Annotated in this window: 12 protein-coding genes; 6 read left to right on the forward strand and 6 right to left on the reverse strand. The window is 72.4% G+C overall.

Translation table 11 applies throughout. From position 1 onward, the window contains the following. Positions 1 to 54 precede the first annotated feature (54 nt). Positions 55 to 1308, reverse strand: a complete 1254-nt coding sequence (locus THESUDRAFT_RS04605) for an ROK family transcriptional regulator (RefSeq protein ID WP_006903570.1) — start codon at positions 1306 to 1308, stop codon at positions 55 to 57. Between the two features lie 226 nt (positions 1309 to 1534). Between THESUDRAFT_RS04605 and THESUDRAFT_RS04610 the strand changes: the two genes are divergently transcribed. From THESUDRAFT_RS04610 to THESUDRAFT_RS14935, 5 genes are all read left to right on the forward strand, one after another. Continuing rightward, the gene (locus tag THESUDRAFT_RS04610) at positions 1535 to 2422 is read left to right on the forward strand and encodes an AAA family ATPase (protein ID WP_006903571.1); all 888 of its coding nucleotides are present in this window, start codon (positions 1535 to 1537) and stop codon (positions 2420 to 2422) included. Between the two features lie 139 nt (positions 2423 to 2561). Further along, complete coding sequence (locus THESUDRAFT_RS04615) at positions 2562 to 3908, forward strand: XdhC family protein (protein WP_006903572.1); 1347 nt, start codon at positions 2562 to 2564, stop codon at positions 3906 to 3908. Further along, complete coding sequence (locus tag THESUDRAFT_RS04620) at positions 3905 to 5053, forward strand: pseudouridine-5'-phosphate glycosidase (protein WP_006903573.1); 1149 nt, start codon at positions 3905 to 3907, stop codon at positions 5051 to 5053. Before THESUDRAFT_RS04615 ends, THESUDRAFT_RS04620 begins: the two co-directional genes overlap by 4 nt. A gap of 137 nt (positions 5054 to 5190) precedes the next feature. After that, positions 5191 to 6135: a carbohydrate kinase family protein gene (locus tag THESUDRAFT_RS04625; RefSeq protein WP_169328703.1), complete on the forward strand. Its 945-nt coding sequence runs from the start codon at positions 5191 to 5193 to the stop codon at positions 6133 to 6135. Then, the gene (locus THESUDRAFT_RS14935) at positions 6132 to 7385 is read left to right on the forward strand and encodes a ribokinase (protein WP_207635418.1); all 1254 of its coding nucleotides are present in this window, start codon (positions 6132 to 6134) and stop codon (positions 7383 to 7385) included. Before THESUDRAFT_RS04625 ends, THESUDRAFT_RS14935 begins: the two co-directional genes overlap by 4 nt. 360 nt (positions 7386 to 7745) lie before the next feature. On the opposite strand, the gene THESUDRAFT_RS04635 is transcribed toward THESUDRAFT_RS14935, so the two are convergent. After that, the gene (locus THESUDRAFT_RS04635; RefSeq protein WP_006903577.1) at positions 7746 to 8072 is read right to left on the reverse strand and encodes a hypothetical protein; all 327 of its coding nucleotides are present in this window, start codon (positions 8070 to 8072) and stop codon (positions 7746 to 7748) included. An 82-nt stretch (positions 8073 to 8154) separates the two neighbouring features. Between THESUDRAFT_RS04635 and tnpB the strand changes: the two genes are divergently transcribed. Next, a complete protein-coding gene (tnpB, locus tag THESUDRAFT_RS04640) occupies positions 8155 to 9423 on the forward strand; it encodes an IS607 family element RNA-guided endonuclease TnpB (RefSeq protein ID WP_006903579.1) in 1269 nt (422 codons plus the stop codon). Positions 9424 to 9592: 169 nt separating this feature from the next. Here tnpB and THESUDRAFT_RS04645 read toward each other — a convergent pair whose 3' ends face one another. From THESUDRAFT_RS04645 to THESUDRAFT_RS04660, 4 genes are all read right to left on the reverse strand, one after another. Further along, positions 9593 to 9970, reverse strand: a complete 378-nt coding sequence (locus tag THESUDRAFT_RS04645; RefSeq protein WP_156821717.1) for a hypothetical protein — start codon at positions 9968 to 9970, stop codon at positions 9593 to 9595. A gap of 192 nt (positions 9971 to 10162) precedes the next feature. Next, positions 10163 to 10537: a hypothetical protein gene (locus tag THESUDRAFT_RS04650; protein WP_006903581.1), complete on the reverse strand. Its 375-nt coding sequence runs from the start codon at positions 10535 to 10537 to the stop codon at positions 10163 to 10165. A gap of 33 nt (positions 10538 to 10570) precedes the next feature. Next, entirely contained in the window at positions 10571 to 13189 is a 2619-nt protein-coding gene (locus THESUDRAFT_RS15175; RefSeq protein WP_006903582.1) for a long-chain-fatty-acid--CoA ligase, read from the reverse strand. Between the two features lie 27 nt (positions 13190 to 13216). Continuing rightward, positions 13217 to 15013 carry an ABC1 kinase family protein gene (locus THESUDRAFT_RS04660; protein WP_006903583.1) on the reverse strand — a complete coding sequence of 599 codons (1797 nt, stop codon included), beginning with the start codon at positions 15011 to 15013 and terminating at the stop codon, positions 13217 to 13219. Positions 15014 to 15335: the final 322 nt, after the last annotated feature.

A 15335-nucleotide genomic window follows, 5' to 3' on the forward strand; every position in this document is an offset into this window, starting at 1 on the left:
TGCCTGCCGCATCGTCGCAGCAGCCCATCCCGAAAGGGCGGGTCGCCTCTTCGCTTAGCCCCCGGCCCCCTGGGGCACCGGCCCCGAGGGGGGCAGCGCCTCAGCACCCATGGTGAAGGGCGACTGGAAGAGACCCTGCAGCGCCAGCAGCGCGGCCCCGCGGGCCACGCTGGTTCGACCCAGCTGGGTGGTGGCCAGCTTCACCTCCCCCGTGCCGAACCGGCGGCGCCCCAGCTCCCGGCGGGCCGCCTGGAGGAAGGACGGGCTGCGGATGGACCGGCCCCCCAGGACCACCACTTCGGGGCTCACCAGGTTTGCCAGGATGGCCAGACCGGCGCCCAGGGCCCGCCCGCCCCGGGCCAGCACCTGGCGAGCCAGGGGGTCTCCCGCCGCCTCGGCCGCCAGGAGATCATCGAAACCGGCGGGCGCCGGGCCGGCAGGCTGGTGCCGGAGGGCGGCGAAGCGTTCCAGCATGGCATCGGTGGAGGCGATGGCCTCCACACAGCCCCGCCGGCCGCAGGGACAGGGCGGGCCGCCCAGCTGCACCGGGCAGTGGCCCAGCTCGCCGGCGCCGCCGGCCCCGCGGTACAGCTGGCCCTCCAGCACCAGGCCCGCGCCGACGCCCGCGTCGGCCAGGACGAAGGCCAGGTTGCGGCTCTGGGGATAGCCGAGGACGTGTTCGGCCAGGGCACCGGCATTGGCGTCGTTTTCGATCCAGACCGGCACCCGGAACCGCTCCCGGAGCAGGTCCCGCAAGGGCACGTAGGACCAGCCGCGGAAGTTGGGCGGCTGGATCACCGTGCCGGCACTGGCGTCCAGCGGGCCGGGCACACCCACCCCGATGCCCACCAGGCGCCGGGGATCCACCCCGGCCTCCTTCAACAGGCCACCGGCCATGGTGGCCAGCCGGGCCACGTCGTGCTCGGCCGTCTCGCCCCGCGGCTGGCCGGCCTGGGCACGGACGCCGCCCTGCAGGTCGCTGAGCACCACGGAGATCTGGTCCCGGCCCAGCTCGGCACCCAGGACGAAGCCGGCCTCCGCCCGCAGGTGCAGCCGGGTGGCGTGGCGCCCGCCCGTGGCCTGCTTCTGGCCTTCCTCCACCAGCCCGTCGCGGATCAGCTGGTCGACCAGGCGGGATACGGTGGGCAAGGCCAGCCCGGCCCGGCGGGACAGTTCGGCCCGGGAGAGCGGCTGCTGGCGGAGCAGGGAAAGGATCAGGGTGCGGTTGTGGAGCCGCAGCAGCTGGGGCCGGCCGGAAGGTGTGGCCAAGCCCTTGCCCTTGCCCTGCTGTGGGGGCCGGCGCTTCATGGTGCGGTGGCGGACCTCCCAAGATAATTGCTAACGGTAAATAACTTAGTTGGAACCGGCCCCGTTTCCTGCCGGCCCCGGCTCCCCAAGACCCCAGCCAGCGCCCGGAGGGCCGTGGGAGCCGCCGGACTGGGGGGGAATCGGCTGGCCGGCGGCGAATGTCCTTTCCTGACGCAACGCAACGGAGCACGGGGTGCGGAGCCCCGGCTGCGGGAGGGACACGGGGGTGCACGAGGCCGTTCAGGACATCCTGACCCGGCTGGAGGAACGGGGCTACATCGGCGACCGGTCCATCGCCACGGCGATCCACCTGGCGATCCGGCTGGAGAAGCCTCTCCTCATCGAGGGGCATGCCGGGGTGGGCAAGACGGAGATCGCCCGGGTGATGGCCGACGTCCTGGAGACCGATCTGATTCGCCTGCAGTGCTACGAAGGGCTCGACGCTGCCTCCGCCCTGTACGAGTGGAACTACCCGCGCCAGCTGTTGCGGATCCGGATGCAGGAGGGGGACCGGCGGGACGCGGCCGAGCGGGAGGCCGAGATCTTCTCCCCGGAGTTTCTGCTCAAGCGGCCGCTGCTCGACGCCATCACCCGGGAAGACCGGGCGCCGGTGCTCCTCATCGACGAGGTCGACCGGGCCGACGAGGAGTTCGAAGCCTTCCTGCTGGAGGTGCTGGCCGACTTCCAGGTCACCATTCCCGAGCTGGGCACGATCCGGGCGCGGCACCGGCCCTTTGTCGTCCTCACCTCCAACCGGGTGCGGGAGCTGTCGGAGGCCTTGCGGCGACGCTGCCTGTACCTGTGGATCGGCTATCCCGACTTCGCCAAGGAGACGCGGATCGTGGAGGCCCGCCTGCCCGGCATCAACCGGCGGCTGGCCGAGCAGATCGTGCGGTTCATCCAGCGGCTCCGCACCCTCGGGTTGAACAAGCCGCCGGGGGTGGCCGAGACCCTGGACTGGGCCCGGGCGCTGGTGGCCCTGCACCGGGACGAGCTGGACGAGGAGACGGTGGAGGCGACCCTGGGCTGCGTCCTCAAGCACGTGGAAGACGTGGAGCGGCTGGGCCGGGGGGAGCTGCAGAAGATCCTGGCCTCGGTGCGGGGCGAGCCCTAGGCCCGCGTTGAGGGCGCTGTGGGGGCCGGCGCCGGGTGAGCACCGGTTTCCCGGCGCCGGGGGCGATGCCGGGCGGCGCGGTGGGTACGGAGCGTGGTACGCGAGGGCGTTCGGGAGAGTCCGGGAGAGGGGTGGAACCATGGAGGCGGTGACGGCAGCCATCCTGGCGGCCCTGGAGGAGGGCCGGGCGGGTGCGGTGGCGACCATCACCCGGGCGCGGGGGTCCACCTACCGGCGGGAAGGGGCCCGGATGTGGATCCCCGCTGCGGGCGAGCCGGTGGGCAGCCTGAGCGGCGGCTGCCTGGAGGGCGACGTCTTGGCCGTGGCGGCGGAGGTCATCGCCACGGGGCGACCCCGGCGGGTCGGGTACGATATGACGGCCGACGACGATGCCGTCTGGGGCCTGGGTCTGGGCTGCAACGGGGCGGTCGACGTGCTGGTCGAGCCGCTGCACCCCGGGCACGGGCAGGTGCTCCGCTGGCGGGAGCAGGGGCATCGCCTGGCCGTGGTGGTGCCCCTGCCGCCCCTGGAGCCCCGGGACCCGGCGGGGGCCGAGCCGGCAGCGGGCACCGCGGGCCGTTCGGACGCGAGCGGGGTGGTGGCCGGCTGCGCGACGGCGTGGCCGGGCGAGGGGGACGGCGTCTCCCCCGGGGCCGGTGCCGGCGCTGCCCCGGGAGCTCCGCTGCCCGGGACGGCGGCGGAGGGCGGGACGGAGACCGGCGCGGCGGGGGCCCGCGGGACCGGCCGCCCGGCAGGGGGCGGGGCCGGCCGGTTCGTCCCCCGCCGGCAGCTGGTGGTGTGGGCGGGCGGTGGCAGCGAAGGCTCCCTGGGCTCGCCGGAGCGGGACGCCTACTGCGCCGCCGCGGCCCGCCAGTGGCTGGCCGCCGGCCGCACGGGCACCCTGGCCGTGCCCGGGGAGGGCGAGTTCTTCATCGAGGTCGTGCTGCCGCCGCCGGTCCTCCTGGTCTGCGGGGCCGGGCACGACGCGGTGCCCGTGGTGGAGGCGGCGGCGCCCCTGGGCTACGACGTGGTGGTGGCGGACAGCCGGCCGGCCTTCGCCCGGCACGACAGGTTCCCCCGGGCACGGCGGGTGGTGCGCACCCACCCCGAGGACTTGCGGCGCCACGTCACCCTGGACGACCGCACCTTCGTGGTCATCATGACCCATAACTTTTTGCAGGACGCGGGCTTTCTCGAGGCCGTTCTGAACAGCCCGGTGCGGTATATTGGCCTTCTGGGCCCCCGCCACCGGGCGGAGCGGCTTTTTGACGAACTTCGCCGGCGCGGGATCGAGCCGGCGGAAGAACAACTGGCCCGGATCCATGCCCCCGTGGGGCTTGACACCGGGGGCGAGACGCCCGAGGAGATCGCCTGCAGCCTGCTGGCGGAGGTGCAGGCGGTGCGGTACGGCCGGAAGGGCGGGTTCCTCCGCGACCGGCCGGGCCCCATTCACCCCCGGGCCGAGGAGGAGCGAGCACGAGGATGACGTCCCAGACCCGGTCCCAGACCCCGTCCCAGGCCGGGGCGTCCCCGGCAAGAGAGGAGGGTCCCGGCGGCCCGGTGGCCCCGGCCGGACCCGCGGCGCCACCCGCCCCTTTCCGGAGCGGGACTCGCACCGGGCTCCAGGGCGGGTTCCCCCCGGGTTCCCCACCGCCCCGGTTCCACCTGGGGGACGAGGTGCGGGAGGCGCTCAGCCGGGGCCGGCCGGTGGTGGCCCTGGAGTCGACCATCATCGCCCACGGTTTTCCCTATCCTGACAACCTGGAGATGGCCCTGGCGGTGGAAGAGGAGGTCCGGCGGGCGGGTGCGGTCCCGGCCACGGTGGCGATCCTCGACGGCTGCCTGCGGGTGGGGTTGAACCGGGCGGAACTGGAGCGGGTGGCCCGGAGCCCCGACCTGCCCAAGGCGTCCATCCGGGACTTGCCGGTGCTGTGCGCCCTTGGGCGCAGCGCCGCCACCACCGTCGCGTCGACGGCCCAGGTGGCGGCCTGGGCGGGCATCGACGTGTTCGTCACGGGCGGCCTGGGCGGGGTCCACCGCGGCTGGGGACAGACCCTGGACATCTCGGCCGACCTGCCGGCCCTGGCCCGGCTGTCCCTGGTGGTGGTGTCGGCGGGGGCCAAGACGGTGCTGGACGTGGCGGCGACCCTGGAGTACCTGGAAACCCACGGCGTCACGGTGCTGGGCTACGGGACCAGCGAGTTTCCGGGCTTCTACCTGCGCTCGACGGGGTTGCCCGTCGACGCCCGTATCGACTCCCCGGACGATGCGGCGGCGGTGCTACGGGCCCGGCGGGCTCTTGGGCTCCCGGGTGCCGTGGTGGTGGCCAATCCCATTCCCTCCGCCGACGCCGTGGACGAGGCGGAGTTCAACCGGTGGCTGGCCCAGGCCGAGGCCGACCTGGCGGCCGAGGGGGTGAAGGGCAAGGCGGTCACGCCCTTCCTGCTGGCCCGGCTCCACGCCCTGAGCGGGGGGCGGACGGTGGCCGCCAACCGGGCCCTGGTGTTGAACAATGCCCGGCTGGGCGCGGCCATCGCCCGCAGCCTGTGCGGGCTGTCGCCTTCCCCGGCCGCCTCCGGACCGGAAGAACCGGCCGCCCGGGGGCGGGGAGGGCGCCCGGTACTGCGGTGAGCACCATGGACAGAAGGCGTCCAGGGCCGGACATCACGGGGGTGCCGCCCGCCGGCATGGCGGGCGGCCGGCCGTCAGGACGCCCGTTGCCGCCGGCGGGGCGCCCCGTTCTTCCGATCCGGCGGGAGGGGCCCGTGGTGGTGGCCGGTGACCTGGTGCTGGACCTGGTGGTCCAGGTTCCGGAGCGGCTGCACCGCGGCAGTGACACCTGGGGCGCCCTGCACCCCCGCCAGGGCGGCTCGGTGGCCAACACCGCCGCCTGGCTGGCCCGGTTGGGGGTACCCGTGGTGTTTTGCGGCAGGGTGGGCCGGGATCCGCTGGGCCACGCCCTGGTTGTCGCCCTGGAGGCCGAGGGCGTGGAGGTCCGGGCCGTCCCGGACGACCAGGCGCCCACGGGTGTCATCCTGGCGCTGGTGGGACCGGACGGGGAGAAGTCCATGGTGATCGGCCCGGGGGCCAACCACCGCCTGGAGGCGGGCGACCTGCCGCCCGGCCTGGTGGAGGGGGCCGGCCTCTGCTACCTCACCGGCTACTCCTTCTTCTGGGAAGATGCCCGGGATGCCGCCCGGGCGGTGATGGCGCGGGCGCTGGAGGCAGGGGTGCCCGTGGCCGTCGACGCCTCGTCGGCGGCGCTCCTTGCCCGCCAGGGAGCCGAGGGGGTGCTGCAACAGTGGCAGGGCGTCTCCATCCTCTTCGCCAATGAGGAGGAGGCGGCGCTGCTGGCGGGCGGTATTCCCGGGGATGAGGCGGCGGAGCGGCTTGGAGGGCTCCTTCCGGTGGTGGGGATCAAGGCCGGCCCGCGGGGCGCCTGGGGGGTGGCCTGGGGCCGGCGCTGGCGGGTCGAGGCGCTGCCCGTGCCGCGGGTTGTCGATACGACGGGCTGCGGCGATGCCTGGAATGCGGGCATGCTGGCCGGCCTCCGGGCGGGCCTTGATCCTGAGGCGGCCGCCCGGCTGGGGCGATTCGTGGCGGCCTGGGTGGCCCAGCGGCCGGGTGCCGTGCCGCCAGGCTGGACGGCGGCCGACAGGCAGGCGGCCTGGGATCACGCCCGCGAGCCCTCTGCCGGAGGAGGGAGGCCATGATGGAACCGGAAGGCGGGCCCGTCGAGCCGCAAGGCGGCTCCGTGGAACCACCGAGTGGCGCCAGGGCATGGCAAGGCGGGTGGGCTCCGTCGTCCTGTGCACCGGCCGCTGGTGCGCCTGGCGTCGAGTCCCGGCCGGCGGGGCGCCTGCCCGCTTCCCGCGCGGCCGTGGTGGTGGCGGGCAGCCTCAACATGGACCTGGTGGTGGTTTGCCGCCGCGCCCCCGAGCAGGGCGAGACCGTGTCCGGCGAGCGGTTCTTCACCGCCTGCGGCGGCAAGGGGGCGAACCAGGCCGTCGCGGCCGCCCGCCTCGGGGCGCCGGTGGCCATGCTGGGCTGTGTCGGGGACGATGCCTTCGGCGAGCAGCTGGTGGCCGCCCTCCGGGCCGAGGGCATCGACATCGCAGGGGTGCGGAGGGTACCGGGACCCAGCGGTGTGGCAGCCATCACCGTGGAAGCCGGCGGGGCCAACCGGATCGTGGTGGTTCCAGGGGCCAACGCCCGCTTCACGGAGCTGGACGCCGTGGCCCGCCGCTGCATCGCCTCCGCCCGGGTGCTGCTCCTGCAGCTGGAGTCGCCCCTGCCTCTGGTCGAACAGGCCGCCCGGGTGGCCCGGGCGGCGGGGGTGACGGTGATCCTGACGCCCGCTCCCGTTCCCCCCGATCCCCTACCCCCCGGCCTGCTGGAGGCGGTGGACTGGCTGGTGCCCAACGAGCATGAGCTGTGGGCGCTGGTTGGCGGGAAGGGCGGCCCGCCCGGCGCAGATTCCCCGGCGGAGCCTCCGGTCCCAGGGCCGGTGGGCGGTTCTTCCGTTCCCGGGGCCGGGCGGCCGGCGCCGGGCCCGGCGGCGGGGCCCGCGATGGGGGCAGCGGGACCGGCGGCGGGCCCCGGCGGGACCGGGGCGCTGGAAGCTGCGGCCCGCCGCCTGGGCGGGGGCCGGATCCACGTGGTGGTCACCCTGGGCGAGCGGGGCTGTCTCTACGTCCCGCCGGCGGGAGCGGCCCGGGCCATACCGGCGCTACCCGTCGCGGCGGTCGACACCACGGCGGCGGGGGACACTTTCGCCGGTGCTCTGGCGGTGGCCCTGGCGGAAGGACGGCCCGTCGAAGAAGCCCTGCGGTTCGCCACCCGGGCGGCGGGGATTTCCGTCACGCGGCCCGGCGCCCAGCCTTCCATGCCGTCCCGGGCGGAGGTGGAAGCGTGGCCCGGTCCCGGGAGCAGGGAGCCTGCCCCGCCGGTGCCGCCTCGCTGAACGAGGAGGCTCGCCGCATCCACCACCGCCCATGGCGATCGTGGGGCGGCCGAGGGCCGAGCCCGCGGCGGGGCGAGAAGCCCGGCGGGAACCAAACGAGATGACAAGCCTGAACGGAAAAGGGGGCACGCCTGTCGGCGTGGCCCCCTTCGCCTTACCGGTGACCACCGCTTGCTCGAGGCGGGGTCGCCTTCGGGATTGGCCGCGGGCGGGGCGGGTTGGCCGCCCGGATCCAACGTTCCGCCCGGGCGGGTAGCCCCGGTTTCGGCGTGCCCTGGGCGGGTTGCCGCCCGGGTTCGCCGTGGCAGGGTTTGGATACCTGCTTCTGCAGGGCGCTGTTGCTGCCTGCGGGTTGGCCCTTTACCGCTGCGCCGTCCCCGAACCGATGCGGATCTCCAGGTGCCCCCGGCCGGTAAGGCGGGCCGAGGGGGCCGGCTGGGCGCCGCCGCCACCGCCCGGGGCCGGATCCCCGCCACCGGAGCCCGGATCGCCGCCGCCGGGCAGGAGCTCCCGGCTTCCCGCCGGGATGCACCGCACCCCCACCTGGGCGCCGCAGGGCAGTTCGGGGCCCAGCTTGACGCCCGTCAGGGGCACCACAGGCAGCATCAGGCGGGAGGGGTGCTGGGGGCTGAGAACAGCTAGTGCGTTTCTTACCGTTTCTCGCCCAACGTCATCAAATCTTCGCATCCCCTCCCCTCCTCGGCCGGCTCGTTGCCTCAGAACAAATGTTCTGATACGCTGTCCTTGGATGATTTTGGGGGGCTTCCCCATGCGTGTTTTGCAGGCGTACCGCTTCGCCCTCGACCCCACACCCCGCCAGGAACGGGCGCTGGCCTCCCACGTGGGCGCCCGCCGCTTCGCCTTCAACTGGGGCCTGGCCCTGGTGAAGGAGCGCCTGGACGCCTGCGCTCGGGGCGACGACGTGGAAGTGCCATGGACCCTTTCCGCCCTGAGACGGGAGTGGAACCGGCAAAAGCACGTCGTCGCCCCCTGGTGGCGGGAGAACTCGAAGGAGGCCTACTCCTCCGGCCTGGACGGGCTGGTCCGGGCCCTTCAGAACTGGTCAAAAAGCCGCAAGGGTGAACGCAAGGGCCGCCGGGTGGGGTTCCCCCGGTTTCGGAAGAAGGGCCGGGGGCGGGAGTCGGTGCGGTTCACCACCGGCGCGATCCGGGTGGACGACAAGAGCCACGTCGTCCTGCCCCGGATCGGGCGGGTCAAGATCCACGAGCCGACCACGGCCCTGCTCCGGCGCATCGAAGCGGGAACGGCCCGCATCCTCTCGGCCACGGTGTCGCGGGAAGGCGGCCGGTGGTTCGTCAGCTTCACCTGCGAGGTGGAGCGACCGCCGGGACGCCCCCGGTTCCCCTGGAGGGTCGTCGGCGTCGATGCGGGCGTCAAGCACCTGGCGGTGCTCTCCACCGGCGAGGTCTGCCCCAATCCCCGAGCGCTGGAGAAGAACCTGAAACAACTGGCCCGGTGGAACCGCGCCCTGGCCCGCCGGCAGAAGGGCAGCCGGGGGTGGCGAAAGGCCCGCCGCCGGCTGGCCCGGCTCCATGGGCGGGTCCGGAACATCCGCCAGGACGCGCTTCACAAGCTGACGCACCACCTAGCGAGCACCTATGGCGTGGTGGTCGTCGAACAGCTGAACGTGGCGGGCATGCTGAAGAACCGGCGGCTGGCCCGGGCGCTGGCCGATGCGGCCCTGGCGGAGATCCGCCGTCAGCTCAGGTATAAGTGTGCCTGGCACGGGGCGGTCCTAGTCGAATCACCGCCCTTCTATCCCAGCAGCAAACGTTGTTCCCGGTGCGGTGCGATCAAGCCGTCGCTGCCGCTTTCGCAGCGTGTTTTCCGCTGTGAGGAATGCGGGCTCGTGCTCGACCGGGACGAAAACGCGGCCCGAAATCTCGCGACCCTGGTGGCCGCCGTCGCCGGGAGTGGCCCGGAGACGTTAAACGCCCGTGGACGGGACGGAAGACCTGCCCTCCGGCAGGCGGTCCCGGAGGAAACGGGAAGCCGGCGCCGGCTCATCGCTGGGTAAGACCGGCACCGTCGATCCGTGAGGGTCGACTGCCTGAAACAGATGACGATGTTTCAGGTAACGGCCGTGGTCGACAGGTAGAGGGTGGCCGTGATGGGTCCGGTGATGAGCATGGGCCGGTCAAAGGGCTTGCTGCGGTATTCCACCTCATCGGGCAGGTGGGCGGTGGTCAGGGGCGGGCCCGCCGACGGCCCCAGCTGGTAGCTCCAGGACTGGCGGCCGGGGCCGGAGAGGTAGCGGGCCGGTTCTTCCGGCGCGGCGGGGTGGTGGAGAGGCTCCCGTCCCCGTGCAGGTACCAGCTGGTCCAGCGGGTATCCTCCAGAGGGAAGGTGCGGGAGACCTTCCGGCCGTTGGAGGCCAGCACGCCGCCCTGGCGGTGCATCTCCAGCAGGGTGACCACCGAGGTTCGCTTCTGGCTCAGGGTGCCGAATCCGCCGTCGACCCCGCGCAGCCAGTGGTCCATCCATGCCAGCCGGTCCTTCCAGATCTCGGGCGGGTCCATCTGGGTGCCGTGCACGCCGTTGGTCAGGACCAGGCGCTTGGGCACGCCCTGCACCGCCTCCCACAGGTGGGCCGGCCCGCGGGGGCCCGTCTGCTCGTCCTGGCAGGTTCTCCTATCCTCGAGGGGACACTGGCAGAGACCGCGGGTCACCAAGGGGCGGGCCCGGGGGCCTGGGACCCCCGGGCCCGGCTGCAAATGGTGCCTCGCCTTGATTCCGTTTCACCTCGACGCTTTCACCTAGACGCTCTGCCCGAGCCGCTCGACGGCCTCCCGCAGCCGGGTCACCTCCCGCTCCAGCCGCTCCAAACGCCGCAGCAGCTCCGGGTCGGTACTTCCGCCGGTCCCGCCGGCCTGCTGGCGCTCCCGCTGGCGCTGGGCCCGCCAGCGCTGCAGCCGCTCGTAGATCAAGAGTAGCGAGGGGTCGCCCACCACGGCGTCGATGAAGGCGTCGGCGAAGGTCTCCCGGTAACCGGGGATGCCGTGGTCCTTGCCGTAGAGCAGGTGCTTCTCCACCAGCTTGGGAATCTGGGGGTTGTTGGGGCCGCCGCTCTGCCGGAAGAAGGCCTGGATCCGCTCTTCCATCGTCATGCGGCGCCCGTTGCTGGCCGGCATAGGGTCACCTCCCGCCTGGTACCATCTGGGCCGTTACCGGAACCACTTGCGCCAGTCGCCTTCGCCCTCGGCGGCCTCGCCCTGGGGTCCCGTCTCCAGCAGCTCCTGCGGCGTGACCATGCGGGCGGGCGGTTCGGGCGGGAGGTGGGCCGGCCCACCGGCCTGTTCGCCCGCCGCCGCGCCGGCCGGGGTATCGGATTCCCCGGTACCCCCGCCGGCGCCACCGGCCTCACCGTGGCCTCCGCCGGCACGATCGGGGCCTGCTTCCTCATCGTCGCCTCCGGTGGCGGGGGTGCCTGCAGCACCGGCGGCCTGGGCGGGCGCCGCCGGGCTCCCTACGGCCTGCTTCTGGCGCTCCTCTTCCAACAGGGCCCGGCGCAGCACCTTGCCGATCAGCGTCTTGGGCAGTTCGCTGCGGAACTCCACGGCCCGCGGCACCTTGTACTTGGCCAGGCGCTGGCGGCAGAACTCGATGATCTCCTGCTCCGTGGCGGTCTGGCCGGGCTTGAGCACCACGAAGGCCTTGACCATCTCGCCGCGGTAGGGGTCGGGGGCGCCGATGACGGCGGCTTCCAGAACCTTGGGGTGCTCGTAGAGGACCTCTTCCACCTCGCGGGGGTAGACGTTGTAGCCGCCGCTGATGATCATCTCCTTCTTCCGGTCCACGATCCGGAAGAAGCCGTCCTCGTCCATGGTGGCGATGTCACCCGTGTAGAGCCAGCCGTCCCGCAGGGTCCGGGCCGTTTCCTCGGGCCGGTTCCAGTAGCCCTTCATCACCTGGGGGCCGCGGATGACGAGCTCGCCCACCTCGCCCGGCCCCAGCACCCGGGTCCCGGTCTCGATGTCCACGATGCGGGCGTCGGTGTCGGGCACAGGGAGCCCGATGGTCCCGTTGCGCTTGTACTCGTTGGGGGGATTGGCATGGGTGACGGGCGATGCCTCCGTCAGGCCGTACCCCTCTACCAGCTGGCCGCCGGTGCTGGCCTCGAAGCGCTCCTGCACCTCCAGGGGCAAGGGAGCCGCCCCGCTGACACAGGCCTCGATGGACGAGACGTCGATCTTGTGGAACTTGGGGTGGTTCATCAAGGCCACATACATCGTGGGCACTCCCGGCACCATGGTGGGCCGGTACTTGGCGATGGCCTTGATCACCATCTCCGCCTCGAAGCGCGGCAGGGGCACCATGGTGCACTGCAGGGCGATGGCCAGGTTCATCACCGTGGTCATGCCGTAGGAGTGGAAGAAGGGCATGACGCCCAGGATCACCTGCTGGTGCGCCTCATCCCAGCGGCCCCGCAGGGTCCACTCCGCCGTCTGCAGCACGTTGGCCACCAGGTTGCGGTGGGTCAGCATGGCGCCCTTGGCCGTACCGGTGGTGCCGCCGGTGTACTGCAAGAGGGCCAGGTCGTCGGGTTGAACCTCCACCGGCGGCGGCACGGGGGGCGCCTCCCGGAGAAGCCGGCCGAACCAGAGCACGTTTTCATGCCGCCCGATCTCCACCCAAGTGCCGTCCTTCTTGGCCTTGAGGGGGTAGAGCCGCCGCAGCAGGGGCGACATGAACTCGTTGATGCGCGTCACCAGCACCCGCTCGAGGGGCGTGGCGTGGACCACCTGCCGCACCGTGGGATACATCAGGTCCAGGGCGACGATGACGCGGGCGCCGCTGTCGTTGAGCTGAAATTCTAGCTCCCGTGGGCTGTAGAGCGGGTTGCAGTTGACGACCACGGCCCCGGCCTTGAGGGCGCCGTAGTAGGCGATGACGAACTGGGGGCAGTTGGGCATCATCAGGGCCACCCGGTCGCCGGGCCGGATGCCCAGGTTGGCCAGCACCCGGGCAAAGCGGTTGGCCAGCTGGTTCAGCTCGCCGTAGGTCATGGTGCGGCCGAAGAAGTGGACGGCCGCCTGCCGGGGCCGCATCTCCGCAGCCCGCTCCAGCAGCCGCTGAAGGGGGATCTCCGGGTAGTTCAGGTGGGGGCGTACCCCGGCAGGGTAGTACCGGAGCCAGGGCCGCTGGCGGATCTCTTCTTCAGGTACCAGCTCGGTGGCATGGACGGTGGCGCCGGCCGGGACCTGGTGCTGCCCGGTGCCGCTGCGGCCGCGGCCCCGGGTTTTACCGGCGGAACCCGGGCCCGCCGCGTCCTCGCCAGGGGTCGCACCCGCGGCGCCATGGGCCTGCCCGTTCATCATCGCGGGGGTCACGATCACCGGCTGCCAGGCCACCATCAGCGACCCGCCGAGGATCCCAAGGATGGCTCCCACGAACAGGCCGCCCAAGGCGCCGAAGATCGACACGATGGAGAACAGGATGACCAGGATTCCCAGGTACGTCGACGCCGCCGGGAGCAGAAAGCCCGCGATGGCCGTGGCGATGACCAGTCCGGAGAAGAGATATCCCAAGAAGATCAGGGTGTCGGGCAGGAACGCGAAGGGAAACAGGTTGAGCGGCATCCACAGGATGAGGAACCCGGCGATCAGGCTCAAGGTGGCTCCCCAGAAGGGCCGCTGGGCCTTCCAGGCGCGGAAGCCGCCGCCGGGGCGGGCGGGAACCCCCTGGGGTCCCCTCCCTGCGCCTCCGGTGCCGGGACCCCCCGGGTCCCGGGCCAGGGCGGTCCCGGCCCCGCCCGGGCCGGAGGCAGCATGCTGCATGGACATGGTCCTTCACCCCTCCCACTTGACTTTTCAGGCCTTGTTCGACCGCAACACCCGCCAGACGGTGTACACGCCAGCCCCCAGGGATCCCCACAGCGCGGTGGTGGTCACCGCCGCCAGCCCTGGAATCCGGTCCAGGGCGCCGCTGCCCAGGGCCGCCAGCAGGGCGGAACCCAGGAAGAAGCTGCCCGAGACCAGGCCCAGGGTGGCCCGGTTGACCATCCGGTTCAGGTTCCGGGTCGCCTGTTCGCTGAGCCTCCCTTCCACCGGCAGCTTGAAGTCGTTCCAGGCCGCCCGCTCCAGGATCTTGTTCAGCCGCCGCGGCAGCGTGGCCACAAGCTCCGAAGCCTCGGCAATCCAGGCGGCGTTGGCCCGGTAGTTGAACCGGCGCGCCAGCAGCCGGCGCAGGATCTGCACGTCGGCCGATTCGACCACCGTATGGTAGGTGATCTCCGGGCAGAGCCAGCGGGCCGTGCCTTCCGCCGCCGACCACCCCTTGGCCCAGAGGGAGAGACCGGCGGGGATGCGGCAATGATTCTCCATGGCGATGCGAATCTCTTCCACCAGCAGGTGGCCCCAGTTGTGGGACCCGGCCTGTTCGGTGTCGACGTACTGGATGTAGAGGGAGCGAAGCTGGTCCTTCAGGCGGCCCGTGTCGGTATAGGGCGTGGGCTCGAAGACGTCCAGCATCACCTCGGCGGCATCTTCGGCCTGGTTGAGCCGGATGTGCAGCAGGTGGCGGAAGATGGCCTCGGTGTGCAGGGCGTCCATCCGCCCCACCATGCCCCAGTCGATGACGTACACCTTCCTGGTGTGGCGGCAGACCATCAGGTTCGACCCGTGGGGGTCGGCGTGGTAGCGCCCGTCGAGGAACTCCTTGATGTAGAGGTGGGCCAAGTCGATCATGCGCTCGAACCGCTCTTCGAAGGTGAAGAAGTCGACGGGGAAGTCCTTGATGTTCCAGCCGTCGATGTACTCGGTGACCAGCACGCGCCGGGTGGCCAGGTAGACCTCGGGTACGGCCAGCGTGCCGAATTCCTCGACGATCGCGCGGCCCTCCTTGGTGTTGCGGGCCTCGATGCGCATGTCCAGTTCGCTGGCCACGCTGCTGTAGTAGTCGCGGATCACCCCGGGCAGGTCGGAGGAGGCCGCCATGGGCGGCGGCAGTAGCTTCTGCAGCCGCCGGGCCAGCTTGGCGATGTTGGCGATGTCCGTCTGGAACAGCTTGTCGACCAGGGGACGAACCACCTTGACGGCGCAGGGCCGGCCGTCCCGCAGCTGGGCGCGGTAGACCTGGGCCAGCGAGGCCGAGCCGATGGGGTCGGGGTCGATCCAGGCCAAGGTCTGCAGGCCGTCGGGCAACTCGTCGTCCAGCACGACGGCCATGTAGGGGAAGGGCATGGGCGGGACCTGGTCCAGCAGCTGGGCCAGCTCCATGGTGATGGGCTCTGGCAACAGTTCCTGGCGGGTCACCAGCACCTGCCCCAGCTTGATGAAGGTGGGGCCCAGCTCCTGGAAGGCCAGCCGCACCCGGCGGCCAATCTGCCGTAGCCGTTGGTCCTGAGGGCTGCCCGGCCCGGTGCCGGCCAGCTCCTTCACCGCCTTGCGATCTTGGAGCAGGTGAAGCAGGCCGTGGCGGGCCAGGGTGCGGACCACGGCCCGCAGCCGCTTGCGGGGCGTGATGCCGGCCTCCAGGGCGGCCAGCTCCGCTTTGATGCGCTTCTTCTCTTCCGCCCACCGGGGCGACGACCACCAGGCGGCCGACAGGTCGACCCGCCGGCCGGTTGGGGTGGCCGCCTGCCGCGGGGGCAGGGTGGCCATGGCCATGGGAACCCCCCTCGCTTTCTGGGCGGCGGGCGGGCCCGCCGTGACGGCGGCAGGCTGGGTTGGCCATCGCCGCGCCGCGCCGTGCCGGCACCGCCCGCCGGTCGCCCGGCCGACCCGCGAGCAGCCTGCAGGCCCTGGGCCGGTTCCACCGAACGGTCGTTAAGGAAACAGGGTACGATGGGAGGAACGGGCATCCCCCAGAGCCCGCCGGCTGGGGACCGCCCCCGTGCCGGTTGCTCGCCGGCAGGCTCGTTTCGGCAAAGGATATTCGCGGGAGGGGTCCCGGTTTGCGCCACGGGGCGACGGCACCCTGGCGGGAAAC

Origin of the sequence: Thermaerobacter subterraneus DSM 13965, from assembly GCF_000183545.2 — a bacterium.
Lineage (GTDB): Bacteria > Bacillota > Sulfobacillia > Thermaerobacterales > Thermaerobacteraceae > Thermaerobacter > Thermaerobacter subterraneus.

Bases quoted from the DNA above. Each gene is read 5' to 3' on its own strand.
- THESUDRAFT_RS14935 (WP_207635418.1), top strand. From the start codon at position 6,132: ATGATGGAACCGGAAGGCGGGCCCGTCGAGCCGCAAGGCGGCTCCGTG.
- THESUDRAFT_RS04615 (WP_006903572.1), top strand. From the start codon at position 2,562: ATGGAGGCGGTGACGGCAGCCATCCTGGCGGCCCTGGAGGAGGGCCGG.
- THESUDRAFT_RS04605 (WP_006903570.1), bottom strand. From the start codon at position 1,308: ATGAAGCGCCGGCCCCCACAGCAGGGCAAGGGCAAGGGCTTGGCCACA.
- THESUDRAFT_RS04635 (WP_006903577.1), bottom strand. From the start codon at position 8,072: ATGCGAAGATTTGATGACGTTGGGCGAGAAACGGTAAGAAACGCACTA.
- THESUDRAFT_RS04620 (WP_006903573.1), top strand. From the start codon at position 3,905: ATGACGTCCCAGACCCGGTCCCAGACCCCGTCCCAGGCCGGGGCGTCC.
- tnpB (WP_006903579.1), top strand. From the start codon at position 8,155: ATGCGTGTTTTGCAGGCGTACCGCTTCGCCCTCGACCCCACACCCCGC.
- THESUDRAFT_RS04650 (WP_006903581.1), bottom strand. From the start codon at position 10,537: ATGCCGGCCAGCAACGGGCGCCGCATGACGATGGAAGAGCGGATCCAG.
- THESUDRAFT_RS15175 (WP_006903582.1), bottom strand. From the start codon at position 13,189: ATGTCCATGCAGCATGCTGCCTCCGGCCCGGGCGGGGCCGGGACCGCC.
- THESUDRAFT_RS04660 (WP_006903583.1), bottom strand. From the start codon at position 15,013: ATGGCCATGGCCACCCTGCCCCCGCGGCAGGCGGCCACCCCAACCGGC.